Annotated in this window: 26 protein-coding genes; 12 read left to right on the top strand and 14 right to left on the bottom strand. The window is 38.5% G+C overall.

The genetic code is table 11. The features are described from left to right. The first annotated feature begins 13 nt into the window (after nucleotides 1-13). Nucleotides 14-1,534, top strand: coding sequence for an anti-phage dCTP deaminase (locus tag AAC851_RS07520; protein ID WP_227554105.1), 1,521 nt, complete (start codon nucleotides 14-16; stop codon nucleotides 1,532-1,534). Then, nucleotides 1,531-2,295, top strand: a complete 765-nt coding sequence (locus AAC851_RS07515; protein WP_340600699.1) for a nucleotidyltransferase domain-containing protein — start codon at nucleotides 1,531-1,533, stop codon at nucleotides 2,293-2,295. Before AAC851_RS07520 ends, AAC851_RS07515 begins: the two co-directional genes overlap by 4 nt. Nucleotides 2,296-2,591: 296 nt before the next feature. Here AAC851_RS07515 and AAC851_RS07510 read toward each other — a convergent pair whose 3' ends face one another. Together AAC851_RS07510 and AAC851_RS07505 are read right to left on the bottom strand one after the other, a co-directional pair. After that, the gene (locus tag AAC851_RS07510) at nucleotides 2,592-2,906 is read right to left on the bottom strand and encodes a putative quinol monooxygenase (protein ID WP_340600698.1); all 315 of its coding nucleotides are present in this window, start codon (nucleotides 2,904-2,906) and stop codon (nucleotides 2,592-2,594) included. 12 nt (nucleotides 2,907-2,918) lie between these two features. Then, the gene (locus tag AAC851_RS07505) at nucleotides 2,919-3,509 is read right to left on the bottom strand and encodes an NAD(P)H-dependent oxidoreductase (RefSeq protein ID WP_340600697.1); all 591 of its coding nucleotides are present in this window, start codon (nucleotides 3,507-3,509) and stop codon (nucleotides 2,919-2,921) included. Between the two features lie 252 nt (nucleotides 3,510-3,761). Here AAC851_RS07505 and AAC851_RS07500 point away from each other — a divergent pair, with 252 nt between their 5' ends. Then, nucleotides 3,762-4,133: a hypothetical protein gene (locus AAC851_RS07500; protein WP_340600696.1), complete on the top strand. Its 372-nt coding sequence runs from the start codon at nucleotides 3,762-3,764 to the stop codon at nucleotides 4,131-4,133. A 351-nt stretch (nucleotides 4,134-4,484) separates the two neighbouring features. Further along, entirely contained in the window at nucleotides 4,485-5,714 is a 1,230-nt protein-coding gene (craA, locus tag AAC851_RS07495) for a chloramphenicol efflux MFS transporter CraA (protein WP_340601039.1), read from the top strand. Nucleotides 5,715-5,805: 91 nt separating this feature from the next. Here craA and AAC851_RS07490 read toward each other — a convergent pair whose 3' ends face one another. After that, nucleotides 5,806-6,903 carry an AI-2E family transporter gene (locus AAC851_RS07490; RefSeq protein ID WP_340601038.1) on the bottom strand — a complete coding sequence of 366 codons (1,098 nt, stop codon included), beginning with the start codon at nucleotides 6,901-6,903 and terminating at the stop codon, nucleotides 5,806-5,808. Nucleotides 6,904-7,024: 121 nt separating this feature from the next. Continuing rightward, nucleotides 7,025-7,669, bottom strand: a complete 645-nt coding sequence (locus AAC851_RS07485) for a ParA family protein (RefSeq protein WP_004641207.1) — start codon at nucleotides 7,667-7,669, stop codon at nucleotides 7,025-7,027. 132 nt (nucleotides 7,670-7,801) lie between these two features. On the opposite strand from AAC851_RS07485, the gene AAC851_RS07480 reads away from it, so the two are divergent. Next, the gene (locus tag AAC851_RS07480; protein ID WP_005086937.1) at nucleotides 7,802-8,269 is read left to right on the top strand and encodes a Holliday junction resolvase-like protein; all 468 of its coding nucleotides are present in this window, start codon (nucleotides 7,802-7,804) and stop codon (nucleotides 8,267-8,269) included. Here the strand turns inward: AAC851_RS07480 and AAC851_RS07475 are convergent. Then, the gene (locus AAC851_RS07475; RefSeq protein ID WP_340600695.1) at nucleotides 8,266-8,898 is read right to left on the bottom strand and encodes a class I SAM-dependent methyltransferase; all 633 of its coding nucleotides are present in this window, start codon (nucleotides 8,896-8,898) and stop codon (nucleotides 8,266-8,268) included. The two genes, AAC851_RS07480 and AAC851_RS07475, sit on opposite strands and share 4 nt — an antisense overlap. 169 nt (nucleotides 8,899-9,067) lie before the next feature. On the opposite strand from AAC851_RS07475, the gene AAC851_RS07470 reads away from it, so the two are divergent. Further along, on the top strand, nucleotides 9,068-9,631 hold the full coding sequence (locus AAC851_RS07470) for a hypothetical protein (RefSeq protein ID WP_004641202.1): 564 nt from the start codon (nucleotides 9,068-9,070) through the stop codon (nucleotides 9,629-9,631). A 79-nt stretch (nucleotides 9,632-9,710) separates the two neighbouring features. Here the strand turns inward: AAC851_RS07470 and AAC851_RS07465 are convergent, their stop codons facing one another. Together AAC851_RS07465 and AAC851_RS07460 are read right to left on the bottom strand one after the other, a co-directional pair. Continuing rightward, nucleotides 9,711-10,253: a hypothetical protein gene (locus tag AAC851_RS07465; protein WP_017395949.1), complete on the bottom strand. Its 543-nt coding sequence runs from the start codon at nucleotides 10,251-10,253 to the stop codon at nucleotides 9,711-9,713. Nucleotides 10,254-10,261: 8 nt separating this feature from the next. Beyond that, the gene (locus tag AAC851_RS07460; protein ID WP_004641198.1) at nucleotides 10,262-11,041 is read right to left on the bottom strand and encodes a class I SAM-dependent methyltransferase; all 780 of its coding nucleotides are present in this window, start codon (nucleotides 11,039-11,041) and stop codon (nucleotides 10,262-10,264) included. A gap of 112 nt (nucleotides 11,042-11,153) precedes the next feature. Here AAC851_RS07460 and AAC851_RS07455 point away from each other — a divergent pair, with 112 nt between their 5' ends. Then, a complete protein-coding gene (locus AAC851_RS07455; protein ID WP_008941183.1) occupies nucleotides 11,154-12,425 on the top strand; it encodes a hypothetical protein in 1,272 nt (423 codons plus the stop codon). 70 nt (nucleotides 12,426-12,495) lie between these two features. Here AAC851_RS07455 and AAC851_RS07450 read toward each other — a convergent pair whose 3' ends face one another. Continuing rightward, a complete protein-coding gene (locus AAC851_RS07450) occupies nucleotides 12,496-13,071 on the bottom strand; it encodes a hypothetical protein (RefSeq protein WP_325771358.1) in 576 nt (191 codons plus the stop codon). 589 nt (nucleotides 13,072-13,660) lie between these two features. Between AAC851_RS07450 and AAC851_RS07445 the strand changes: the two genes are divergently transcribed. After that, on the top strand, nucleotides 13,661-13,972 hold the full coding sequence (locus AAC851_RS07445) for a hypothetical protein (protein WP_134251408.1): 312 nt from the start codon (nucleotides 13,661-13,663) through the stop codon (nucleotides 13,970-13,972). Between the two features lie 70 nt (nucleotides 13,973-14,042). Continuing rightward, nucleotides 14,043-15,389, top strand: coding sequence for a S8 family peptidase (locus tag AAC851_RS07440; RefSeq protein WP_340600694.1), 1,347 nt, complete (start codon nucleotides 14,043-14,045; stop codon nucleotides 15,387-15,389). A 94-nt stretch (nucleotides 15,390-15,483) separates the two neighbouring features. Here AAC851_RS07440 and AAC851_RS07435 read toward each other — a convergent pair whose 3' ends face one another. From AAC851_RS07435 to glyQ, 5 genes are all read right to left on the bottom strand, one after another. Beyond that, nucleotides 15,484-15,897 (bottom strand): hypothetical protein, encoded by a 414-nt coding sequence (locus AAC851_RS07435; protein WP_340600693.1) that lies wholly within the window; start codon nucleotides 15,895-15,897, stop codon nucleotides 15,484-15,486. A 66-nt stretch (nucleotides 15,898-15,963) separates the two neighbouring features. Next, a complete protein-coding gene (locus AAC851_RS07430; RefSeq protein ID WP_340600692.1) occupies nucleotides 15,964-16,383 on the bottom strand; it encodes a hypothetical protein in 420 nt (139 codons plus the stop codon). Between the two features lies 1 nt (nucleotide 16,384). Next, the gene (locus tag AAC851_RS07425) at nucleotides 16,385-17,344 is read right to left on the bottom strand and encodes a COG2958 family protein (RefSeq protein ID WP_100833168.1); all 960 of its coding nucleotides are present in this window, start codon (nucleotides 17,342-17,344) and stop codon (nucleotides 16,385-16,387) included. Between the two features lie 79 nt (nucleotides 17,345-17,423). Beyond that, nucleotides 17,424-19,493, bottom strand: a complete 2,070-nt coding sequence (glyS, locus tag AAC851_RS07420) for a glycine--tRNA ligase subunit beta (RefSeq protein ID WP_340600691.1) — start codon at nucleotides 19,491-19,493, stop codon at nucleotides 17,424-17,426. Next, nucleotides 19,493-20,482 carry a glycine--tRNA ligase subunit alpha gene (gene glyQ, locus AAC851_RS07415; protein ID WP_150024909.1) on the bottom strand — a complete coding sequence of 330 codons (990 nt, stop codon included), beginning with the start codon at nucleotides 20,480-20,482 and terminating at the stop codon, nucleotides 19,493-19,495. Before glyQ ends, glyS begins: the two co-directional genes overlap by 1 nt. Nucleotides 20,483-20,618: 136 nt before the next feature. Between glyQ and AAC851_RS07410 the strand changes: the two genes are divergently transcribed. From AAC851_RS07410 to AAC851_RS07400, 3 genes are all read left to right on the top strand, one after another. Beyond that, nucleotides 20,619-21,431, top strand: coding sequence for a DUF2971 domain-containing protein (locus tag AAC851_RS07410; protein WP_160124164.1), 813 nt, complete (start codon nucleotides 20,619-20,621; stop codon nucleotides 21,429-21,431). A 109-nt stretch (nucleotides 21,432-21,540) separates the two neighbouring features. Next, nucleotides 21,541-22,803, top strand: coding sequence for a putative DNA modification/repair radical SAM protein (locus AAC851_RS07405; protein ID WP_160124165.1), 1,263 nt, complete (start codon nucleotides 21,541-21,543; stop codon nucleotides 22,801-22,803). 2 nt (nucleotides 22,804-22,805) lie between these two features. Next, on the top strand, nucleotides 22,806-23,600 hold the full coding sequence (locus tag AAC851_RS07400) for a TIGR03915 family putative DNA repair protein (protein ID WP_340600690.1): 795 nt from the start codon (nucleotides 22,806-22,808) through the stop codon (nucleotides 23,598-23,600). Nucleotides 23,601-23,652: 52 nt separating this feature from the next. Here the strand turns inward: AAC851_RS07400 and AAC851_RS07395 are convergent, their stop codons facing one another. Beyond that, nucleotides 23,653-25,068, bottom strand: coding sequence for an SLC13 family permease (locus AAC851_RS07395; RefSeq protein WP_075314646.1), 1,416 nt, complete (start codon nucleotides 25,066-25,068; stop codon nucleotides 23,653-23,655). Nucleotides 25,069-25,323 lie beyond the last annotated feature (255 nt).

Below are 25,323 nucleotides of genomic sequence, written 5' to 3'. Positions count from 1 at the left end.
AATGAGAAACAAAATGTTAGAGAAAATACAAATTACAAGTAATGAATTAGTAATTGGTTTGGTTGGTGCGGTGGGAAGTAGTTTGACCTCTTTGACTAATATTACTAAAAATTTATTAGAAGAAAAATTTAATTATGAAGTGGAAATTATAAAAATTTCTAAGGATATTTTAACCAAGTATTTTCCTCATGATTATGAAGCTAGCAATACTTTTAATCGAATTAGTGACTACATGGATAAAGGGAATTATCTTAGAAAAGAGCATGAAAGTGACTATTTGGCTTTAGAAGTTTCAAAACTTATAGCAAATAGAAGAAAGCAATGGAGTCTAAATAATCATGAAGCAGATAGCTCTAAACGTAGAGTTGCTTATATTATTAACTCTTTAAAACATGAGGCTGAAATTCATGCCTTAAGACAGATCTACTCTAATAGTTTTTTTCAGTTATCTTTGTACGAATCTAAGACAGCTAGAACTAATGCTTTAGTTCATGAACATGGTATTAGTGAAGAAAGTGCAAATAAGTTAATTGAACGTGACGAGGGAGAGAGTAATTCATATGGACAACATACTAGTGAAGCATTTCATTTAGCTGATTACTTTCTAAAATTTGATAAGAGTCATAATGAATTAAAGGAATCATGTTTTCGTTTTTTAAAAATTGTCTTTGCCGATCCATATGTAACTCCGACATTTAATGAGTTTGCAACTTATATGTCATTCACGGCAAGCCTTCGTTCAGCTGATTTATCAAGACAAGTTGGTGCTGTGATTACACGCGATCAAACCATTCTAGCACTAGGTTCAAATGATGTACCTAAATTCAAAGGAGGAACTTATTGGCCATATTTTGATGAAAGTACTGGTGAAATAAAGGATTACGAAAATGGTAGAGATTTCACTTGTAAAGAAGATGCAAATGCTATTGAAAAAAATGAGATAATTACGGACTTATTTAATAAGCTTGAAGTTGTAATTGATAAGTCTATTGATCAAGATAGAACAAAAAATATTAAACAAGAAATTAAGAATATTCTTCAAGAGAGTAAAATAAAAGATATTACTGAATATAGTAGAGCAGTTCATGCAGAAATGGATGCTTTGTTAACATGTAGTAGAAGTAATATTTCAACTGCTGGGGCTTCTTTATTTGTTACTACTTTTCCTTGCCATAATTGTGCAAAGCATATTATTGCAGCTGGTATCGAAAAAGTAATTTTTGTAGAGCCATATCCAAAAAGCAAAGCACTTCATTTACATAGTGACTCAATAGCAAAAAAATGGGAAAGTCATGAGAATGAATACAATAAGAAACTAGTATTCGAACCATTTGTAGGGGTAGGTGCTCGTAGTTTTGTAAACCTATTTTCTATGTCTTTAGGGATTGGTACAAAACTTAAGAGAAAAAATAAGGATGGAAAAGTTATAGAGTGGGATTCGAAAATGGCAACTTTAAGAATGCCTCTGAATATTTTGTCCTATAAAGATTTAGAGTTACAAATTATTAAAGAATTAGAGAAAAAGCATTTATGAACATCCATCACGAAATCGAAAAATTATTCGAACAGCGCCAAGACATACCATTATTTTATATCGAAAGTGGTAGTCGTTTATGGGGTATGGCTAGCCCTGACAGCGACTATGATGTACGTGGTTTTCATTTACCGAGTAAAGATCAATATTTTGACTATAAAAAGTACCGTGATCTAATCGAAATCATGGATGGGGATTTTGATTTCGTTTCTTATGATCTCGATAAAATGTTTGGATTACTGGCAAAAAGTAACCCAACGGTTTTGGAATGGGTCAGAGCACATATTGTATATTTTAATGCTTTTCCAGAATGGCAAACCTTTCGAGATGGATTGCTTGAGCGAATCGATTATAGCGCGCTATACCATCACTACTTATCGCTGGCTAAAGGTGGCATGAAAGTGATGCAAACTGCGGATAATTTTACTTATAAGAAAGTATTTTATTCGATTCGTGGTTTGATGTCGGCAGAGTTAGCAACCCAAGAAGTGATGCCTGAATTATTGATTACCGATTTATTTGCGCAAGTCTCTGAGCACGATCCATTACGTCATTGGGCAGAAGATTATTTAGAAATTAAAAAACAGCAGAAAGAAAAAGCCCAACTCCCTGAAGTGGAACAAGCAGCGATTCTGAATTTACTTAAAACTAAGATTGAGCAGTTGGCTGCTAAAGAGATGCAAAAAGCTGATCGTCGAGAGGGCTTAGAACGTTATTTAACGGAATATAGTCGGCATTTGAAGCAGTATTATTATCAGTAAAAAATGTCTTTTGCTATTTAATAGGGAGATAAAAGGCATTTACTCTGAATTTATACATTAATCTGCTTGTGCTAAATGTCATCCACAACCTGCATGCTATTGGTAATATATTGTTTTTGCAAAATAAGTAAATATATCCCAGTAGTGAACAGGTTTTGTGGGTGACGAGGTTTTTGGTTACTTTTTTAAAAAAGTAACGTAAGCCTATAGGTTATATAGGATGTATCACGGTAAGACACTGAAAAGAAAACTATTCTTTCCTTTTTCCTCTAAGACCATCAAGTGATTAGAGCTTTTTAAAAACTAGCTTCCAAAATACGCACTTTTACATCAGCCACATGCCCTTTGGTCGCTTCAAAATGCTTCAGCATATGTGTCGTTTGCATATGTGCTTCAAGGTGAGCTGTACTTTCCCATTGTTCTAACATCACAATGCTATTTTCATCTTGCGTCTGCATCGCAATCGCTGGTAGATGATCAATCAATGGGGCATAACCGTGACAACCTTCTTCTGCCAATACAGTTGGAATGATTTTTTGGAATGCATCTAATACGGCTTGGCGGTGTTCTGTGCCTGTATGTGTCTGAATTTCAGCAATAATCGTCAACATAGTATTTCTCTCTTAATTCATGTTCGTAAAAAACTGATCTAAATGGGCTTTATAATCTTCGATATAGCTTGGGACATTTGGCATTTTGATTACATCATTCACGATAAAGGTCGGGAGTGATTCCATACCCAAGAATTGATTGGCTTTATGGAAAGGTAAATACACACCATCTACACCCACACCGTGAAAGAATTGATCAGGATCAGTGAATGCTTCCATTGGTGCATTCCATGTGAGCGACAACATGTATCTTTTACCTTGAATCAAACCACCTGAACCATATTTTTTAGAAGCATCAGAACGGCTACGTCCATCACTCGCGTAGAGTGAACCATGACCAATGGTAAACACATCGTCAATGTATTTTTTCATGGTCCATGGCGCACCCATCCACCAACCTGGCATTTGATAGATCACTACATCTGCCCATAGATATTTTTCAATTTCGGCTTGGATATCATAGTCACAGTCAGTACGTGTCACTTGTACAGTATGACCTAAGGCTTTTAGATGTGACTCAGAAAAGTCAGTCAGCGTGTCATTTAACTCACCATTTGAGTGAGCGAATTGTTTAGCACCATTAATAATTAAAATATTGCTCATGGAATAACTCAAAATAGATTTCTAAAACTTGAGTGCATTCTAGAGCGTCTATTCATGAGTAAAAATGTATAAATAAGCAAAATACTATTGACCAAAAATCAACGATTGCTCGACGAACGCTGCTTCCAAGTTCGCTCTCAGTCGCTTATATCGTAAATACAACATGGATCTGCAGCATGTATACATATCACGACTAGTCGATTTATTTCTAAGGGTTAACATAAATAGATACTTTTACGAGGAAAATGAAAAATGCATAAACTTTGTATGATCTTAGGGGTAGGGGTGTTTTTGACTGCATGTAATCAACCTACGCCATCATCTCCGCAGCAAGCCGAGACCGAACCGAATACAGCGATGCATGCGGTATTATCAGATCAGCCGAATTTATTTGATGAAGACAGTAATCTAAAAATAGATCAGCAATTTAATCGTGCAGAAAATCCTAGTGAAGCACAAGTGACAGTTGAACAGTCTCAACTTGATGATTCTGTGATTGCCATTCGTACAGAATATCAATTAAAACGTGATCAAACGGTGTGGAAAATCGTGAATAAGAAACAAAGTTATCAATGTGCTAGAGGGGAGAACACAGCTAACTTCCAATTTGAGTTATGCCCTTGATCCATTGATATGATTTTGAGTTGACTGAAAGATAGACAATATTGTGGATAACTTTTGGGTTATTCACATATTAAAACATTTGCCTAAATTGCGGTCATTTTTAAAAAGTGCTACAGTTGCGCGTGGAAATTTTTCCTAACGATAAAATATTTTATCAATCTCACGAAAATATATTTTTTCTTATATACACCTTGTGAATACGGTGTTTTCACATTTATTACATGCGCTCTCACAGCATGAAAATCAAAATTTAATTTAAATCTAAACCATAAAATCGTGTGGTGATGTTCCTATTTTCTTTGTATGGAAATGGGGCGCATCCGAATTGGTTGTTTTTGTGAATAGAACATGATGACGAATAATCAAAATATGACGTTAAACCGTATAACGCTCATGTTTCCTTTAGCTTTGGTGCTATTTGAGTTTGCGGTTTATATTGGTAATGACTTGATACAGCCTGCAATGCTGTCGATTACCCAAGAATTTGGTGTCAGTGCGACGTGGGCTCCTTCATCTATGTCATTTTATTTATTGGGTGGTGCCAGTGTTGCGTGGTTGCTTGGCCCCCTTTCAGATCGACTTGGACGTAAAAAAGTCCTGCTAGCGGGTGTCGCTTTCTTTACGATATGTTGCTTGTTGATTTTATTGACACATAACATTGAACAATTCTTAGCATTGCGTTTCTTGCAAGGCATTGGTTTGACTGTCATTTCCGCAGTTGGTTACGCGGCTATTCAAGAAACATTTGAAGAGCGAGATGCCATTAAGGTCATGGCGTTGATGGCCAATATTTCTTTGCTTGCGCCATTATTAGGCCCTGTACTGGGTGCTTTTTTAATTGAACATATTTCTTGGCATTGGGGCTTTGTTGCAATTGCATCAGTTTCTTTTTTGAGTTGGTTTGGTTTAAAGAAATTTATGCCATCTGTACAAGAAAGCAGAGCCAAGCAACCATTTAGTTATATCTTTGATGATTTCAAAAAGGTATTTAGTAATCGTCGTTTCTTAGGTACAAGTTTAGCTTTGCCGTTGGTTGCGATGCCATTGATGTTATGGATTGCATTGTCTCCTGTGATTTTGGTCGATGAATTGAAACTGAGTAGTTTGCAATATGGCTTGGCGCAATTTCCAATTTTCTTCGGTTTGATTGCGGGCAACATCGTCTTGATCAAAGTCATGGATCGTTTTGCATTAGGTAAAACCATCTTGGTGGGTTTGCCGATTATGTTTCTCGGTACATTATTTCTGATTTTGGGTGTAATTTGGCCGCTGTATTTAGTGCCATGTTTATTGATCGGTATGACTTTGATCAGCTTTGGCGAAGGGATTAGTTTCTCTGTGATGTATCGTTTTGCCTTGATGTCCTCAGAAGTATCGAAGGGAACAGTAGCTGCAGCGGTATCCATGGTGATGATGATGAGTTTCTTCATTATCATCGAGTTGGTTCGTCTAATGTATACTTATTTCCATATTTGGGCTTTTGCACTCGCAAGCGTGACCTTGATTGCTTTATGGTTTGCTCAGCCGAGACGTGTCTTAAAACAGGTCATGCAAGCACGTCGAGCGGAAGGCTTATATTAATAAAAAAGCTGAGTCATGAGGCTCAGCTTTTTATTTTGTTGGAAAAAACAGCAAGACTGTGGATATCTTTTTAGATACCCACAGTCTTTCTTTATTTAGAATCGGGTGGGGCTTCAAGTTGTGCCACAGGTTGTTGCTCTACATTTTCATGTAACCACTCACGCCAGATTGCCAGTAATACAGCCAAAATCACAGGGCCAATAAATAAGCCGACTAGACCAAAACTGGCAATGCCACCTAATACACCAAACATAATCAAAATGAATGGAATCCGTGTTGCGCCAGAGATTACTAATGGGCGAATAACATTATCTGCACTGCTGACAATGACAACCCCCCAGATGATGACTCCAATCGCCTCAACAGTTTGTCCTTGAGAGAATAACCATAATCCAACCCCGAGATAAGAAATTGGTGTCCCAAATGGAATCAAGGCCAAAATAAAGGTGACAATGGTCAATAGCATCGGGTTTGGTACGCCAGCCACAAAGTAACTTAAACCAGCCAAAAGTGCTTGAGCAACCGCAGTTAAGCCGATGCCATAGACAACAGCACGTGTGGTTTCAGAGATTGTTTGCATATAATGCTGTACACGTGGTCCAATCACCATTTCTAAGGCACGTCTTACTTGTGCCAAGATGATTTGTCCATCACGATAGAAAAAGAATAAGGTCATCAAGGCAAAGGTCAATTTGACTAAATTACGACTGATTTCACTGAGGACAAAGCGGCCATAACTTAAATGACTTTGAATCCATTCTGCAATACTGCGGGTAATGCTATTGGGGTCACCACTGAGTTCATTGATGGTGTGACTAATATCTTCACCAATAACGGGTAGGTTGCGGATGAAGTCAGGAACTTGGATGTGTCCCGAGAACAATTGTTTTTGTAAATTGAGATATAGATTTCGACCTTCAAGTTGCAGCAAGAAAATCGCAAAAATAAAGGGAACCCCAATCACTAAAATGACCAGACTAATCATAATCGTCGCATTTAAGGTCGGGCGATTTTCCCCAAAGAAGCGACGTTGTACCCATAGATACACAGGCCAGGTCATATAGGCAATAATAGCAGCCCAAAGCACAGGAACAATAAAATATTTGAGAATATTAAATCCCAAAAACATCAGGACAAAGAACAGTCCAAACAGCAAAACGCGTTGTAAGACAGGAGCGTATTGTTGCACCATAATTTTCTCTAGTGCTTGAAGTTGAATGAATCCATATTAACTGAAAAATCAGAGCAGCGATATTTTCCTTTTCATCTTTTAAGATTTGATATCAAAAGATTACCTTTCTTTGCAAAGACTAAAACCATTCACTCGGATCATCAACCAACTGATTGAGCACAGGCTGCCATTGGCTTTGTATCGTCACAAAATTCTTTTGTGATTTATCAAAAATACTCAAACCTTGCATAGCGAGTGTTCCATAGGCGCTTCGTTCAGAAATCCATGCCACAGGGGGATGCTCAATTTTGGTAAAAAAGTTTTGAATATCTTTGGAACTCGCGCTATTTGGCTTAACGCGATTGGCAATCAGTAAAATTTGTACTTTACCTTTACGAATGCGTTTAATCTCTTGTAAATGTTTGAGGAAGCGACGAGTACTATCAATATCAAAAAATGAAGGCTGTATCGGTGTGACAATCGCATGTGCTTCACTGACCAATTGTTCAGCATGTTCACCTGAAAGTGCCCCAGGCGCATCAATAATCAAATAATCCAAGTTTTTAGGTGCATCACCAATTGATTTCTCATGGCGCCAATCTAGACTTTGGATCTCTGTGACGGTTTCAGGACGTTGTTTTAACCATTGTAATGCGGATTTTTGATTGTCAGCGTCTGCTAAAGCAACCTTATATCCTTTTTGTGATAATGCTGTAGCGAGGGTGATTGCCGTCATGGTTTTACCACAGCCACCTTTTTGATTTGCGATTAATATTGTCTTCATGAACTTAGATTTATTTAACAGGTCTTTATATATTCAACTATACCTTAGCATCTTTTTTACCAGAGTGTGTGACACATGACAAAAGTTTAATGTTGCAGTTAAATAGCAACCTTGAAGGATAAGGACGTTTTTATGTCGGTTTGGCTTGCAATGCTGATAGGTGCTTGTATCGGTGTGGTTTTGACCACAATTATTTTGTCCAATAGTCGTAACGGACGAATTCAAGCAGAGTATGAAAAATATATTGCAGAATTAGAGTTGGAACATAAACAAGCATTATTAGATGCACAGAAACGCAGTGTGAATACCAGTCGTGCTGTACTCAAAGGAAAAATGGCTGAGCAGTTTGCGCCCATCCTTCCAGAGTTTCGTTATTTACCCAGTGATGCTAAGTTTTTGGGCGACCCAGTGGATTATGTCATTTTTGATGGTTATACCGACTTTCGTGATGGGGATGGCGAGGCCGAAGATATTGAGGTGATTTTACTGGATATTAAAAGTGGCGGTGCACGCTTGAGTAAAGGGCAGCAAGCCATTGCTCAAGCAGTGCAAGAAGGGCGGGTACGCTTTGAAACGCTGAGAATCGATTTTGAGGGCTAGGCATTTTTAGACTTTTGTACTCTTGCCAATAACATTTTTTGAGCAATGACGGGGATACCTTCAGCGTCAAAATATTCTTTTTCTGCAAATTGAAACTTTGTTTGCAATAGATTTCGTTCTATATCTCGGTTGAGATGGCAGCCATCGCCAATGCGCTTTTGAATTGGTGTTAATATCGTTTGTAGAGATTGGATTTTAGCAGAATCTGGATGTTTGACATGTTCGAGTAAGTGGAATGTTCCCGTTGGTTTTAGCACACGGAAAACTTCTGCAAGTGCTTGGTCGAGTTGAGGAATACTACACAATGTCCATGTTGAAACAACATGATCCAAAGACGCATCAGCAAAAGGCAGCTTTTCTGCGCTGGCTTGAATATGTTTGACATAGAATGGTGCATGTTGAACACGTTCTACCGCAAGTTGGTAGATATCAGGATTTGGTTCTAATGCATATAGCGTGTCGATATTGCCATAAAATGGAATATTCAGGCCCGTACCAAAGCCGATTTCTAGTACATCGCCTTCAATCGGCAGTAATAGTTCACGACGTCGATCCATCAAACTGGCTGTTTGCATGACTTGATTGAGTAAATGAGGAAAGATACGGCGTTGATAAAATTGATAAATCATACAGATCCATCCCTTGATTAAATAAAGCAACACATAAATAACAGCACAAAAATATGACCAAAGTGAGTTTGATTGTTACTAAAAAACGCACTTTTTTTCACCATCCAAGCATACTATGAAGAGAGTTAGTTTTTTAAGTTTTTAGTGATATTTTGAGGATGATTGAGCCATGAAAAAGCGTCTATGGATGAGTTTATGCATGGTTGCGGCACTTGGACAAACACACGCATCAAGTAATGGCGTTGAATATAATATTGCCAACGGCTTAGCGCCAGTCGTGAAGTACCAATCAATTTCTGTGCTTCAACCTTTTGATGGGAACTTTCGAATTCTTGGTTCTAAAGTCTATCATGATGATGAACAAGCAAAATTTTCACCGATTGATTACGCCGTGAGTCTGGATTTATTTACCGATCCAGAAATTGCTCGAACCATCTCGGTTCGTCAGTATGATCGTTATCTCAATTGGAATATGAAAACTTTGCCTGTGCCACCTGATCAAGCCATTAAAATGGTATCAAATATGCACATCATTCCAGCAAATCCTGAGATTGCAAAACAAATCAAACAGGTCAAGCGTGGGGATTTGGTCAATCTAAAAGGTGAGTTGGTTGAAGTGCGTGATAAAGATCTAGTTTGGACATCTTCTCTAACTCCTGGTGGTGTAGGTGATGGGGCGTGTGAGTTATTTCGTGTGAGTTCGATTGAATGGATCGAAAGACAGAAAATTTAAAAAGATAGCTTTAAATGGAAAAAAGCCCCTGAGTTTAAGACCAGGGGCTTTTTTATGAGATAAATGTATAAACTTTCAATTAGTCTTCAGGTGTTTGCTTGTTTTTCCAGTGGTGTAATTGGCTTTGAGCATGCAAATACTGATTAAGTTGGTCTACTTGCTGAGCAGAATCTGCTTGAGTATTCGGTTGATCCAAAACTTTGGCTTGATGTTCCCAATAACTATAGAGTAGACCTTGGATATAACGTCCTTGTTCGGTTTTAAGATCTAGTTCCTTGAGCATGATCAGCGCAGATTTTACATTATCCTTTTGGCGTTGCTGTTCAAACTCAGGTGTGAGTGTCCCTTTCTCACGCATTTCCGCTACTTCAATTTCCATACTGTCCGTCATGTCCGTGAAGCGTTGATCGTAATCTTCTAGAATGGCAATATCCGCAGCGTCATTTGCAGTATCAGGAAATTGCTTGATTGGCACTGGATTGAGTTGACCAATTGCATCTTTGACAGAATCACTCGTTCGATCATTTGATCGTGAGGGTTCTTGTTCTTTGTTACATGCACTGAGCATGAGCGCTGCAGTTAATGTAAATGTGATCGCCAGCGTTTTTTTAATTTTAGACATAGTTCCACTCAAGTTGATATTTTCTGAAAATGATAAGCAAAAGTACGATAAGGAAAGTCAATCTGATCTTGCGGATTTAATCCCGTAAAATCAAATACAATTTGTTCAAATTTTGCCTTTAATCGTTGTTGCTCGTGTTGGGACATGGCAGCAATAAAACTGGTCGAAAGTAAGCGCTTACTCACCACTTGTTCTACAGTACCATGATGATAGAGCTGGAAGTTTTGTAGTCCATTGAATTTGAACAGTCCTTGATGTTCAAATACCTGTTTCCATTGTCCAGTATGGTAACGAGGCGTATCACCTTCGAATGGTGCAATCTCATTTGCTAGGGCTTTCACCCAATCGACGTCAATATCGCGTTGATTCCAGACTAGGCCTAAATGTCCTGAAGGTGCTAACACACGATGCATCTCTTTCAATGTTTTTAGATTAGCAAACCAATGAAATGATTGTGCGCAAACAATAGCATCAATGGATTCATCATCCAAAGGGAGTTGATCACTAAACGCTTGTAGTGAAATTACCATAGGATGTGCTTGTTGTAACTGCTGTAACATTTCGGTTACAGGCTCGATCGCAACAATTTTTGCTTGGGTTTGTAAGAGGTAAGGTAAGAATTTGCCAGTCCCAGAACCTAGGTCGATAACAGTGGAATTTTCATCTATCTGGAGTCGATCTTGCAGCCAAACCCCTATTTCTTGTGGATAATTGGGGCGAACCTGTTGGTAGAGTTCAGCCCCTGAACTAAAGCCCTTTTGTGCCGCTGGATGCAAGGATTGTGTCATTTTTTGCGCTTTTTAATCTGCCCGATCTCTATAAAATAAGATACTCCGCAATTTTGGATTGGCAAAGTAAGTATTTGTTGATTCCCATCAAGGATCTTTTTTTAGTGTGAGCATGGATAAACAAATAATATTTGAAGATGATCATATTCGCGTTATTTTTTTAAAAGGTTCAAGTGATACTTTAGTGGTTTCGTTTGGCGATTTGATTAGTCGCGCTAAAGGCATGTCCATCAATGCTGAAAAATCATTAATAAAATACCAATACAATGTGATCGGCATTATGCCGAAGCAAAAGACATGGTTTCCCAAAAGCAGCATGCTCAACATGCAGCAACAGATTCAACCATTTTTAGCACAGTTTAAAGAGCGAGTCGGCTATGGTGGCTCGATGGGTGGCTATGCTGCCATTAAGTATTCAAATTTATTGAATATGCAAAAAATTGTGGCTTTTGTACCGCAATACACCATTGATCCTGAAGTGGTGCAAGACCGCCGTTATGCAGAGTTTTTTGATGTATCAATTCATCAACATATGGAAATTCAACCGGATGAAGTTGATTCATCTCGTGAATATATCATTGTCTATGATCCATATTTTGCTGAAGACAAAGAGCATTTCTTAAAAATTAAACCATTATTACCGCAAATGCATGTGATTCATTTACCCTTTACAGGACATGAAGCACTTTCTGTTTTGGCGAGTTCTGAATTACTGAATGATTTTGTTGAAAAGCCATTTGATATTACCTACTTCTATCAGCGGGTTCGTCAAGTGAAGAAGCAGAGTAAATTCTATTATCGTCATGTACTTGATGCTTTACTGCCTCGACATCATCAGGCGTTATTAAAAATTTTAGAAAATAACGATCTACAGTTAGATGAACGTTATTTCGATGCGGTGATGAAACAAAAACTCGTGCAGCAATTGTTCAGATTGAAACAAGGCACTGAGCAGAACTTAGTGAAATTAGGAGCATTACCCCATTTTGTGCAACAAAATGGGGCGGTAAGCCCAAAAGTTAGCACGAGTCAGCATGAGTTCTTGGTTTTTAATTTGGTGAGTTTAAAACTCGAAAGTTATAGTGCAGATGTGATTGCTGCACAGTCGCAATATTTGCTTCCTTTAAGTGGTAAAGGTACTGCTTTGATTGAGTTAGCATTGAATGGCGACCATTACTTATTGACGATGAATGATCGGGGGATACATAAGCTGATCGCGTTAGATGAACCGTTACCTTTGGATCAATCGCCGTTAATTTTTAAGCAATATGCTGAATTTTGCAGTGTGAGCTATAAGCAATTGACTCTGGCTTGTGATGCAAACGGTTTAAGCCATTTTATTGAAAATAACGTAGATGAACAGACCAAATTATTCTTGATTTGAGTGCGAAATCAGAAGCATAAAAAAAGCCTTTTGAGCATTCAAAAGGCTTTTTTTTGATGAGTATTTGAGTTTAGTTCGCGCCCACTTTAGCATTGGTGTTTACATTCGCGTTTACGCCTAACACTTTTACACCAACATTTGCACCTGCTTGTGCTTGTTTTCGATCAGCATTCAAGCCTGTTTGTGCTTGCACAGATGAGTTGCCAACATGAACGCCAGTTTGTGTATTTAGACCAATTGATTTTGATTCAGCTTTACGATCCTGATAGCGTTTTTTAGCCTCTGCACGTGTCTCAGTAGCGACAGTTTTACCATCTACTGCTTTGTTTACCGCATAGTTGCTTCCATTTTTAACAGCAGCACCAGTCGTGTGAACGACAGATGAGCCAACATTTGCAGCAGTGCCCACCGTTTTTTGGGTGACATTTACCCCAGTGTTTACAGCTGCATGACCAACATGTTGAGCTGTTTGACCTACGCCTTGTGCTGTATTTTTGACTGCACCCGTAACGCCTTTAATTAAGCCGCTTGACTGTACAGAAACTTGTGCTGAGCCACTCGCATTTGCACCAACGTTTTGTGCAAAAACTGATGCAGAAGCAAGAATACTTGTTGTCACGATAGCTGTTTTGATCATTTTTTTCATTGCGGTTTCCTTAAGTGATGTGCCATATCAGGGCACTTCATAATCGCCATTGCATCATAGCGAGCAAAAAGGAGAAAGCTATGGATTTCAGCAAAACTTTACAAGCACGTTACAGCAGAAACACACTCTAGCGGTAAATTGTGGAGAATGCCTAAAACTATAAATATGTGAAATATATATTTTTAATTAAGGTTTTAAATTTATGTATCTCTTGGTGATTAGCTTATTTTAAGATGCAGCTAATCTCGATGAAAATGAAGGAGAGCCGTTCTTTTATCTAATTTTTACTCAAATATGATTTAAATTTAAAAGTGGCATTTTTATTGCTTGGTATAAAAGTGTGGAAAATTTATTTTGAGTTTTCATTAAATTTATTGATCTCAATAGAAAACTTATCATCTCTCAAACCATTCTACTATGAGGTAATTGCCGTCTAAAAACCAAGTATTATCGCTATTTGCATTTAATTCATTTCAATGTTTGTAAAATATGAAAATTAATGTGAATATTAATGTTAATAATTATTGGTTAATAGATGATTAAAACAAAACCTTGCAATAAGCAGTAAAAGAAATATTGGAGAATATGAATGAAAATGATTGCGGCATTTTTACTCTTATTGGTTGGATTAGGCGTGATCGTACTGTATTTCCAACCATCTGACCCACTGACTTCATCAAATGATCTGTATATCCACCAGATGAAAGATGATTATCTTGAAGTTCCATCCAAACCACTCAATCAGCAGGAGATTAACCAAAAAGAGATTAAAACAACAACTTTATTAAACCAATCTGGCACATCGGAAGAGGAGGCTCAATTTTATAACACCAAAAGTGACTCAGCGATTCAACCGATAGATCCAGAAACTGATCCAGCAAATCAAATTAAAACGCTTTAATCATCGCATGGTCTTTATCCAAGCCCATGAGAGATACATGTTCTTTATCCAAGAACAATGGAGATAGAAATTGAAAAATAAAACGTTGTTATTACTAAGTTTATGTATTTTATACAGTACCAATACTACAGCAGCAGCGCTGAGTGCAACACAGTTAAAGCAACAGTTGAATTCAACTGCTTTAGCTAAAGTTGCTAAAGGCAAGATCGATCTTAATGCTTTGGTAAATAATGAGTCGAATGATTTACTCATTGAGTATGAGACGAATTTTTCTCATATTTCACCAAGTGCAGAAAAGCGGAGTTATATTGCTGAGGGAAAAACGCAGTTTAAAGCAAAATTTGCTCAAGCTTCAGGTTTCCAAACTTTACGCGAATTTAATGGAATACCGATGGGGCTCTATCGAATTCAAGACCGAAAAACATTGGCTCAGGTTCTAAATGATCCTTCAGTCAAAGGGGTATATCCGAATCGTAAGAATACACCGACCACAATGCAAAGTTTGCCATTAATCAATCAACCTCAAGCTGTAGCGAATGGCTTAACAGGCGAAGGTTCGAGTGTCGTGGTGATCGATACTGGGGTGAATTATAAGCACTCGGATTTTGGTTGTACGGCAGTCAATACGCCAGCTTCAACATGTCGCGTGGTGCATTCCTTTGATACTGCACCTGACGATGGCAGCTTAGATGATGATGGGCACGGTAGTAATGTTTCGGCCATCGTTGCTAAAGTTGCGACGAAAACTAAAATTATTGGTATCGATGCATTTAGAAAGGTCAGATCCCAAGGGCAATGGGTCAGCACGGCCTATGATAGTGATATTCTCGCAGGTGTAAATTGGGCAGTAAATAATGCTCAAGCCTATAATATTAAAGCGATTAATATGAGTTTGGGCGTGCCTGGAGTGAAATATACCTCGGAATGCCAAAACAGTAGTTACGCAACTGCCTTTGCCAATGCACGTGCAGCCAGAGTTGTTCCTGTCGTCGCATCTGGTAATGATGGATTTGCTGATGGGATATCTTCACCAGCATGTGTGGCAGGTGCCGTGCGTGTAGGTGCTGTATACGATAGTAATATGGGAAGTTTAGCGTGGAGTAATTGTACTGATAGAACTACAAATGCGGATAAGGTTACTTGTTTCAGCAATGGTGGTTCACTGGTCACTTTACTCGCACCAGGTGCATTGATTACCGCAGGTGGTGAGACACAAGGTGGAACATCACAAGCTGCACCGCATGTGGCAGGGGCGATAGCATTGTTGCGTGCCAATAGTGTGAGTCCAACGGAAAGCATTGATCAAACTATTCATCGCTTGAGAGTCACAGGCAAGTCAGTTACCGATACGAGAACTGGTTTGGTCTTCCCGCGTATTGATGTATTGGCTGCAAGTAACGGCTTATCATCCAATTAAGGTTAATTTTTTATAGTTTAAATTGATCTAGAGTACGTTTAAAAGTGCCATAACTCGTTGCATGATCTTAATCTGCAACGAGTTTTTTTAATTATTAATGACATTTAGCTAAATTGTCAGCACTAAAATTACTTTGCAGCTTCTTAAAATTTGCTTGAATGGCTGGTTCTTGAATATTAAATATGGCGGATGTTTGGGTGGGTGAGTTGGTATTATTTGAATATTGTGTTGTGTTGGTGCTGGCTGAGATTAAGCCTTGACGATTAAAAATCCAATGCTCCACAGCTTGACCACCCTCAAAATTACCCGTGAATTCAATAAAGCAATTTTTCGGTTGTTGAATAAGTCGAGCGGTATTGTTTTCGGTCGTAGGGGTTGCTTCGATATTTTGAACTTGTTCTAAAATTTGAGTAGCTGTAGTTGTCTGGATCGGAGAGGAAGAACAGCCTGTAAAGATAAAGCTTGTGGTGATTGAAAATAAAAGTGCTTTTAACGGCGTTACATTCATATGCGAAATTCCAGTTCTATAAATATCAATCATTTCAGTGTGTCGGCAAAGCGAGTTAAGTTCAATTTAGTTTGATGAAGATTGACTAAGTTCAGCACGCTCAATAGGAACATTTCCATCATTGGTACCCACCACCGCATCTTTGGTATCTTGCCATTTTTTAGCAGTGTACTGTTTGGCTTTTTGGGTTTGTTCCTGAACGATTTCTGATTGTTCGGCAGTATATTCTTTGGTGTTTTTCCACCTCTCACTCATTTTTTGTGAGGTGTTTTCAGATGCACCTTGGATGGACTCATCTAGGTTTTGCATGCCTTTACCTGTTTTATATAGCAATACTCGACCGAGACTAGGGTTGTCACCATAAGGAAGTGTTTTTTCAGCCGTTGCAGTATTTGCATTCGCCGTAGTTGTATTTGTTTCGGCTGCCCAGAGAGAAGACGATGTAAATAAGGCTGTGCTAATAAATAAAATCTTGGCTTTAGACATGTTAATGATTCCAATCCTGTGAGCGAATACGTCCAGTTTGGTAGTAAATTGATACGAGTTCAATGAAGTTTTTGAAATCAGCATTTTCATTCACAATGCGATTAATGGATTGCCAATCAACCTCTGTTCGTCTGCGTGCGGGTAATAAAATTTCACTTTCTGTTGGATTTTCTGGTGTTAATAGAATAACGCCAATTCCATGTAAGGCAGATAACATGCGAAGTTCATCTTCAACATCATTTGTAGAAATTGAAGTTGCAACTAAATAGCCTTCATTTGCCCAACTCGAATTGCTTACAGCTTGGAAGAAACTACTACGGATATTTGAGCTGTTAAGTTCTCTCTTGACTTCAAATGACCATAAACGTACATTTTGCCCAGAGCCATGTTTAACACAGGTTTTAACCAATTCATTCCAGTGTTTATCTAATGGCTGCATGGCAACAATATCGGGATGTAGCCATTGGTTGCCATTTTGTCCACGAGAGTTTTTAGAACGTTTTTCATCAATTCTAAGGCAATATAAATTGAGTTCTGATTTTAGAAATTCGATAAGAATTGGATATAAATCATGCTCAGATAAACTCCCTGATTTGATTAAAGGGAGATTTATTTTTACATCTTCTATATTTTCGGTTGTAGTTAACTCTTCTTCGTCAAAAAATTCTGTATGTTCGGATTGAATATTGGGATCATACCAATACACTCGTGGTCGAGGTTTATCTTGTACATGAATAAATGGTGATGTTTTAAGGATACTCTGTTTTATTGACCCAATTTCTGCAAAGACTTGATTAATAAAATCCTCATCCGTTTTGAATCGTGGATTTTGTCGTTTTTGAACATAATCTTCTGGAAATAAAGAGATAATGCCTTCGGCAATTTCCCGAGCTTTGAATTTTTTATTTGGATTCACTTTTAAGAATTCTGCAACTTTTTGTGTTTGTGATAATTTAGACATACTTTAGTAGAGCTATTTTAAAAAGAAAACCCTGCTATTATTAGCAGGGTTTCTATGTTATTTCAATGAATTACAGCGTTTACCCCTGCAACACACTTACATCCGCAATTGCCGTGAATAAATCACGTAACTGAGCCAATAAACGTAAACGGTTGGCTTTTAACTCTGCATCATCTGCCATAACCATTACACCTTCAAAGAAGGCATCGATTGGTGCACGAAGCGCAGCGAGCTTAGACAAGGCTTCTGTATAGTTACGTGCAGCAAGCAATGGCTGAACCACAGGCGTCAATGCTTGAAGTTCTGCATAAAGTGCTTTTTCAGCAGCTTCTACCAGATTCGCTTCAACCACAGCACCTTCAGGTGTCGCTTCTTTAGCAAGAATATTCGCAACACGCTTATTAGCCGCAGCCAATGCAGCCGCTTCTGGCAAGGTACGGAAATGATTGACCGCAGTCACACGCTTATCAAAATCAAGAGGAGATTTTGGTGCAAGTGCTTGAACCGCTTGAATCACATCAACGGATACGCCTTGGTCTTCATACTTAGCACGGTAACGACCTTCAAGGAACGCAACGGCATCCGCACGCGTCTTGTCATGATCTTTAACCACATCGCCATAACCTTGAAGCGCAAAATTAACCAGTTCTTCAATCGTGACATCGAGTTCATTTTCAATGATCAAACGTAAGATACCGATTGCAGAACGACGTAATGCAAATGGGTCTTTAGAACCTGTTGGCGCTTGACCAATACCAAAAATACCAACCAGCGTATCTAAACGATCTGCAAGCGCAATCGTTGTACCTGTTTTAGTTTGTGGTAAGACATCACCCGCAAATTTAGGTAAGTATTGCTCACCTAAAGCCTCGCTTACTTCATGATTCTCACCTTCAAGGCGAGCATAATACGTGCCAGCGATCCCTTGAAGTTCTGGGAATTCACCTACAAGTTCAGAGGTCAAATCACATTTAGCCAGTAAAGCTGCTTTTTCAGCATCGGCTGCATTTGCACCTGTAATTGAAGACAAGGCAACGGCTAATTTCGCAATACGTTCTGATTTGTTCCAAAGCGTACCCAATTGTGCTTGGAATACCATATTGGCGAGTTTTTCTTTACGCGATGCAAGCGGTTGTTTTTGATCTTGTAAGAAGAAGAATTCTGCATCCGACAAACGAGGGCGTACAACTTTTTCATTGCCTTCAATAATTTGAATCGGATCTTTCGACTCAATATTTGAAATAGTAATGAAGTAAGGCTGTAATTTACCTTCAGCATTGATCAAACAGAAATACTTCTGATTGTCCTGCATCGTGGTAATCAATGCTTCTTGAGGAACTGCTAAATAACGCTCTTCAAAGGTCGCACGTAACGCAACAGGCCATTCAACCAGACTTGTTACTTCATCAAGTAAGTTTGCTGGCACAATCGCAGTCGCATTGACTTCATCAGCTAACTTTTTCACTTGATCTTGAATCGTTGCTTGACGCTTTTCAAAGTTCGCAACCACATAAGCTTTTTCTAAAGCAGCTAAATAGTCATTTGCATGTGCTAAAGTCACCGCTTCAGGTGCATGGAAACGGTGACCATAAGTCACATTACCTGCTTTATGATCTTGAATGGTTGCTTCAACCACTTGATCATCTTTCAGCAATACGACCCATTTTACTGGACGCACGAATTCAGTACGACTTGCTGCTGAGCGCATACGTTTTGCGATCGGTAAGTTGTCTAATGCAGTTTGTAAAATTTGTGGAAGTAAAGCATCAAGGCTTTGACCTTTCACATCTTTCAAAAAGCAAACCTTTTCTACTTTACCTGCTTGGAACGTCGAAAGCTGATCAACCGTGATGCCTTGACCACGCATAAAGCCTTCAAGTGCTTTGGTTGGTTTGCCTTCTGCATCATAAGCGGCTTGAACAGCAGGGCCGTCAAAACGTTTTTGTGTGTCTGCTTGAGCAGCATCAATATCAACAATTTTGAGTGCCAAACGACGAGGTGCGGCATAAGCTTCGATTGAAGTGAAGTTCAAGCCCGCATCTTTTAAGCCTTTTTCTGTTTCAGCTTTTAAAGCATCACGTAACGTTTTTAAGCTTTTTGGTGGAAGTTCTTCACAGCCAAGTTCGAATAAAACAGTATGCTTTGTCATTATTTATTCTCCTTCGCTTTTTCAGCTTGGGCTGCATCGAACTCAACTTGTGCTTTAAGTTGAGCCAATACTTCATCACGTAAGTGAGGTTCTGCCATCGGGAAACCGAGTTTCGCACGTGCAGCCACATAACTTTGTGCAATTGAACGTGCTAAGGTACGAACACGTAAGATGTAACGTTGACGCTCAGTTACAGAAATCGCACCACGCGCATCTAATAAGTTAAAGCTATGCGATGCTTTAATCACTTGCTCATAAGCAGGAAGTGGAAGTTCAGCTTCCATTAAACGAGCTGCTTCAGCTTCATAGAAATCGAATAATTCAAATAATTTATCGACTGGCGCATATTCGAAGTTATAGGTCGATTGTTCCACTTCATTTTGATGGAATACATCACCGTAAGTGACTGTACCGAATTGACCTTTGGTCCAAACAAGATCGTAAACTGAGTCTACACCTTGAAGGTACATCGCAAGACGTTCTAAACCGTATGTGATTTCACCAGTAACAGGATAGCATTCAACACCACCGACTTGCTGGAAGTAAGTGAACTGAGTCACTTCCATACCATTGAGCCAAACTTCCCAACCTAATCCCCAAGCGCCAAGTGTTGGAGATTCCCAGTTGTCTTCGACGAAACGAATATCGTGAGTCAGTGTATCGATGCCGATTGCTTTTAACGAATCAAGATAAAGCTGTTGGATATTGTCTGGGTTTGGCTTAAGTACTACTTGGAACTGATAATAGTGTTGTAAGCGGTTTGGGTTCTCACCATAACGACCATCTTTCGGACGGCGTGAAGGTTGAACATAAGCCGCGTTCCAAGTTTCTGGACCTAATGCGCGTAAGAAAGTTGCAGTGTGGAATGTACCTGCACCCATTTCCATATCATATGGTTGTAATACGACGCAGCCTTGCTCCGCCCAATAGTTTTGTAGGGCAAGAATTAAGCCCTGAAATGTATCAATATGCGATATAGCACGACTCATGGTGCATCCACTGGAATCAAACAAAAATTGTGGTTAAGTATAAGGATTTTGGGGGGGAGTGGCAAAGGGAAGAAAGTGGTTAATGCATGTTATATTGCTTCAATAAAGGTGAAATTTGAAAAAAATGGATAACTAAATGATTTTCAATAGAGACTCTAAAAAATATTTATATCATTACACACGAGCTGATACAGCAATCAATTATATTTTACAAAGTAACACACTTAAAGTTAGTTCTTTTCAAAATACTAATGATCCCAAAGAATCTAAGAATTGGTTATTTGAAATAGGAACAAATCATAATTTGGATCTCGGTACATATAACTTATGGGCGCTATCTGATGAACTAAACAGAGAAATTAAATCTAAAACATATGTTATATGTTTTTCTAAGGATAAAGTTTTAACGGGTAATCATTTAAATGATCTATTGAGCAGAGGGTATGGGCACTCAAGAATGTGGGCTCAATATGCTGCAAATCATACAGGTATTTGTTTAGTTTTTGACAATGATCTACTTGGTCAAGCATTTCATAACGAGTTTTCTAATTTTACTTATTTTGCTCAGAATATTAACTATGTTGATAGGTTCATTTCGGAAAGAAATTCCGCATACATAATAAATGTAGATTTTTTGGAAAGTCTAGACTCAGACATGAAAGAGTATGCTTTATGTCATTTAGAAACCCATAAAGATAGGCTCTTTTTTGAAAAACTATTAGATTGGGAGCAAGAACAAGAATACCGTTGGGTTCTGATGGGAGGAGATGTTAATCGAGAACCATTATTCAACTATCTAAACTCATTGAAAGGTATTGTATTTGGAGCTAATTGTTCGGAAGAAAATATTTCTAAAATAGTTGAGATGACAAAAAATAAAGGAACTGAATATACACAATTAAAATGGAGAAATTGTTCGCCATGGTATAATTTTGAAAGAAGATTTTGAATATTTACACGTCACCTCATGACGCATTGCATCTCCCATGCTCTTAATTTCACAATATGAAAATGCTAATTTTTAAACGATATTCTCTGTTCTCATCAGGTCGTTTGAAATGTCTGATCGCATTCGTGAAAAATTGCAAATTCTTGCGGATGCTGCCAAATATGACGTGTCCTGTTCATCCAGTGGTAGTGACCGTAAAAATAAAGACAAAGGTTTAGGTGATGCCAGTCGGTCAGGGATTTGCCATAGCTATACTGAAGATGGTCGTTGTGTTTCATTACTTAAAATCCTGTTCAGTAATGTCTGTATTTTCGACTGTGCTTATTGTGTGTCACGCCGTTCTAATGACGTCAAACGTGCTGCATTTACCGTACAAGAAGTGGTTGATCTGACCATTAATTTTTATCGTCGTAATTATATAGAGGGATTATTCCTTAGCTCAGGCATTTTTAAATCCGCAGATCATACGATGGAGCGGATGCTGCAAGTGGTGAAAAAACTACGTCTAGAAGAAAATTTTAATGGTTATATTCATCTTAAAACCATTCCCGGAGCATCGCCTGAACTGATTCATGAAGCAGGGCTTTATGCGGATCGTATGAGCATCAATTTAGAAATGCCTACTGAGATCGGATTAAAAGCATTTGCCCCTGAAAAATCACATCAAGAAGTACAAAAAGATTTAGGTCTAGTTCGAGATCGACTGATTCAGCTTAAAAATGAACGTCAAATTATTAAGCATGTGCCGAAATATGTACCCGCAGGGCAGACCACACAAATGGTGGTCGGCGCACATCAGGAAACAGATCAAGATGTGTTGGTAATGGCAGATCGACATTACAAAGAATTTAAACTGAAACGGGTGTATTTCTCAGGTTATATTCCAATCAACACAGAAAATAATTATCTTCCTGCTGTCGGTTCAGCACCACCTTTGTTACGTGAAAATCGTCTTTATCAAAGTGATTGGTTGATGCGTTTTTATGGTTTTGAAGTCAATGAAATCGTCAATGAAAAGCATCCACATTTAGATTTGGATGTAGACCCAAAACTGAGTTGGGCATTACGTCATCCAGAACAGTTTCCAGTGGATTTAAATCGTGCTGACTATCGCATGATCCTTCGTGTACCCGGTATCGGCGTGAAATCAGCCAAGAAAATCGTACAAGCGCGTCGTTTTGGCAAGATACATACTGATTTACTGAAACAACTCGGTGTGGCGTATTCACGTGCCAAGTTTTTTATTCGTTGTGAAGACAGTCCACGGTTTCAAAAGGAACTTTCTACGACTGATATTCGTCAGCAAATATTAACGCAGGGTTCATCTAAATACGTAAAACAACTGTCACCACAACTGAGTTTAGGCTTCTAACCATGGCCAGTGATAGTGTGGTTTATTACTACTTTGATGGATCAATGGTGGGTTTGCTTAACTGTGTATTTCGTGCGTTTCAATTTAAAGAATTCCACGTGCAACTCTGTTTAAACCAAGGCGCACAGCATGGCTTATTCGCGACGGTGGTTGAAATTCCAAATCATGAGCAACATGCAGCACGTGTTTGGTCAGCCTTACAGCAGAAATTATCGCATTCATCTTTGAGACAATTTTATTTTGCCTATTTATCAGAATCCTTGGATGCCTATCAGCATTTATTTAATTACTGTATCTATGTCTTTCGACATCAACATTCAGTTGAGAAAAATTATTCGCATCCTAGTGTTTTGGCGATTTCACAATGGACCAAAAAGGTGGGGCGCGAAAAGCATCGCATGGAAGCTTTTGTGCGTTTTAAGAAAACCACAGATGGATTGTTTTTAAGTTTGGTACGTCCTGATTTTAATGTATTGCCTTTGATTCAACCGCATTTTAAACGTCGTTATCAAGATCAACGTTGGTTGATTTATGACGAACAACGCAAATATGGATTGTATTATGACTTACACGAGATCCATGAAGTCTCTTTAGAAGCCCATCAGATTGACCGTAATATCGAAAATGGGGCTAGTCAAAACTTTCAATTAGAATTAGATGAACAAGAAGAATTATATGATCAGCTTTGGAAAGATTATTTCAATAGTATCAATATTAAAGAGCGTCAGAATGTGAAATTGCATGTGCAATATTTGCCTAAACGTTATTGGCGATATTTGAATGAAAAATACGTTTGATCTTCTCTTTTATTGAAAGCGATAAAAAAGCGCCGTAGCGCTTTTCTTATATTTAGAGGAAAAACCAGTAAACAAATATTGAAACCAGTGCGATACATAAAATATTGAGGATAAAGCCAATTCGCATCATTTCACTTTGTTGAATATGCCCCGTACCAAATACAATCGCATTCGGTGGTGTTGCGACAGGGAGCATAAACGCACATGAAGCCCCGATTCCGATGACAACCACAAGAATTTCTTTTGGAATTCCCATTTGATCAGCGATTGCTGCAAATACTGGAACCAGCAGTGCAGCTGAGGCTGTATTACTGGTAAATTCAGTTAAGAAAATAATAAATGCAGCTACAATCACGATGACTAGGAATGGTGATGCATCACCAAATGCATTTGCCAGAGTTTGCCCAAGTACCAAAGAAGAACCAGAGTCTTTTAAAACGGCACTTAAAGTTAAGCCACCACCGAATAGCATTAATACGCCCCAGTCCGTATTGTCTGTAATATCTTTCCAAGTGGCGATTCCTAAGATCACGACCATACAGGCTGCGAGTACTGCAATCCATGTATCAGGTTGAGTAATTCCAAATTGTTCGCTGACGCTTTTACCAAAAATCCATGCCAATGCAGTGATAGCGAAAACTAACATGGTTAGAATACGATCACGGTTCCAAGGGATAGTTTCTGTTCTGAATTCCACACGATGATTAAGTTTAGGTCTGAGCACGATATACAAACTAAATAACATCGCAGGGAGAATGATGAGCATCATAGGCAAACCGACTTTCATCCAGTCTGCAAAATCATAGCCTAATGCTTTCGCTGCAATTGCATTGGGTGGTGAGCCAACTAAAGTACCTAAGCCGCCAATACTTGCTGAATAAGCAATACCTAAGAGGATGAATACGAAAGTTTTGCGTTCTTTTTTCGCATCAAAATGTGAAAGCAAACCTAATGCAAGTGGAAGCATCATAGCCGCGGTAGCAGTATTTGAAATCCACATCGACAAAACGGCTGTGACCAAACAGATTGCTAAAACAGCTACTCCCAGATGCCCTCTAGACATTGCAATAATCCACATGGCAATTTTTCGATCAAGTTTTTGCACATGCAATGCAGTTGCCAAGGCAAAACCACCAAAAAATAGAAAAATCGTTGGATCAGCAAAAGTACTCAGTGCCTTAGTGGTAGAAATAGCTTCAATCTCACCATCTCCTCCCACACTCGGCATACCGACCAGAACCGCGAGCACAGGGACTAGCAATGCCGTGATGGTGATGTGAATGGCTTCAGTCAGCCACAAAATACCGATAAATAACAAAAGACTTAGACCTTTATTGGCATTTTGGTCATAAGGCAAAATTTCATATAAACCGAAAGACAGCAGGGCTGCAATTGCAATAATCACCCAACCGCGGAGTACACCTTTCGGCATCGCATTGTTTGGTGTTTCTAAGTGAGGAACATTCATACAATATCCTTATTTGTGTTGTTATTTGCCACAAAGCTACATTTGGCAGAATAACTATATTGCTCGCAAATATATCGTAAAAACTAACTTCGATCATCCATGTAAAATCTTTCAAAGAGTTGTGTGATTTACCCAACTCATCTCATAGATGTTGAGATTAAATTTTTGTTGCTAACACAGGGATTGGATTAGAAAAAAATGATCATTTATGGGTGGAATAAGCCCATTATGCAGATAAAATTTAAAATTAAACCT

This window comes from Acinetobacter sp. HZNU-JH01 (genome assembly GCF_037996845.1).
Classification (GTDB): Bacteria; Pseudomonadota; Gammaproteobacteria; order Pseudomonadales; family Moraxellaceae; genus Acinetobacter; species Acinetobacter haemolyticus.
Note: the sequence above shows the minus strand (reverse complement) of the source record. Positions and strands in the feature narration are given on the sequence as shown.

Bases quoted from the DNA above. Each gene is read 5' to 3' on its own strand.
- AAC851_RS07520 (WP_227554105.1), top strand. From the start codon at position 14: ATGTTAGAGAAAATACAAATTACAAGTAATGAATTAGTAATTGGTTTG.
- AAC851_RS07515 (WP_340600699.1), top strand. From the start codon at position 1,531: ATGAACATCCATCACGAAATCGAAAAATTATTCGAACAGCGCCAAGAC.
- AAC851_RS07510 (WP_340600698.1), bottom strand. From the start codon at position 2,906: ATGTTGACGATTATTGCTGAAATTCAGACACATACAGGCACAGAACAC.
- AAC851_RS07505 (WP_340600697.1), bottom strand. From the start codon at position 3,509: ATGAGCAATATTTTAATTATTAATGGTGCTAAACAATTCGCTCACTCA.
- AAC851_RS07500 (WP_340600696.1), top strand. From the start codon at position 3,762: ATGCATAAACTTTGTATGATCTTAGGGGTAGGGGTGTTTTTGACTGCA.
- craA (WP_340601039.1), top strand. From the start codon at position 4,485: ATGACGAATAATCAAAATATGACGTTAAACCGTATAACGCTCATGTTT.
- AAC851_RS07485 (WP_004641207.1), bottom strand. From the start codon at position 7,669: ATGAAGACAATATTAATCGCAAATCAAAAAGGTGGCTGTGGTAAAACC.
- AAC851_RS07480 (WP_005086937.1), top strand. From the start codon at position 7,802: ATGTCGGTTTGGCTTGCAATGCTGATAGGTGCTTGTATCGGTGTGGTT.
- AAC851_RS07475 (WP_340600695.1), bottom strand. From the start codon at position 8,898: ATGATTTATCAATTTTATCAACGCCGTATCTTTCCTCATTTACTCAAT.
- AAC851_RS07470 (WP_004641202.1), top strand. From the start codon at position 9,068: ATGAAAAAGCGTCTATGGATGAGTTTATGCATGGTTGCGGCACTTGGA.
- AAC851_RS07465 (WP_017395949.1), bottom strand. From the start codon at position 10,253: ATGTCTAAAATTAAAAAAACGCTGGCGATCACATTTACATTAACTGCA.
- AAC851_RS07460 (WP_004641198.1), bottom strand. From the start codon at position 11,041: ATGACACAATCCTTGCATCCAGCGGCACAAAAGGGCTTTAGTTCAGGG.
- AAC851_RS07455 (WP_008941183.1), top strand. From the start codon at position 11,154: ATGGATAAACAAATAATATTTGAAGATGATCATATTCGCGTTATTTTT.
- AAC851_RS07450 (WP_325771358.1), bottom strand. From the start codon at position 13,071: ATGAAAAAAATGATCAAAACAGCTATCGTGACAACAAGTATTCTTGCT.
- AAC851_RS07445 (WP_134251408.1), top strand. From the start codon at position 13,661: ATGAAAATGATTGCGGCATTTTTACTCTTATTGGTTGGATTAGGCGTG.
- AAC851_RS07435 (WP_340600693.1), bottom strand. From the start codon at position 15,897: ATGAATGTAACGCCGTTAAAAGCACTTTTATTTTCAATCACCACAAGC.
- AAC851_RS07430 (WP_340600692.1), bottom strand. From the start codon at position 16,383: ATGTCTAAAGCCAAGATTTTATTTATTAGCACAGCCTTATTTACATCG.
- AAC851_RS07425 (WP_100833168.1), bottom strand. From the start codon at position 17,344: ATGTCTAAATTATCACAAACACAAAAAGTTGCAGAATTCTTAAAAGTG.
- glyS (WP_340600691.1), bottom strand. From the start codon at position 19,493: ATGACAAAGCATACTGTTTTATTCGAACTTGGCTGTGAAGAACTTCCA.
- glyQ (WP_150024909.1), bottom strand. From the start codon at position 20,482: ATGAGTCGTGCTATATCGCATATTGATACATTTCAGGGCTTAATTCTT.
- AAC851_RS07410 (WP_160124164.1), top strand. From the start codon at position 20,619: ATGATTTTCAATAGAGACTCTAAAAAATATTTATATCATTACACACGA.
- AAC851_RS07405 (WP_160124165.1), top strand. From the start codon at position 21,541: ATGTCTGATCGCATTCGTGAAAAATTGCAAATTCTTGCGGATGCTGCC.
- AAC851_RS07400 (WP_340600690.1), top strand. From the start codon at position 22,806: ATGGCCAGTGATAGTGTGGTTTATTACTACTTTGATGGATCAATGGTG.
- AAC851_RS07395 (WP_075314646.1), bottom strand. From the start codon at position 25,068: ATGAATGTTCCTCACTTAGAAACACCAAACAATGCGATGCCGAAAGGT.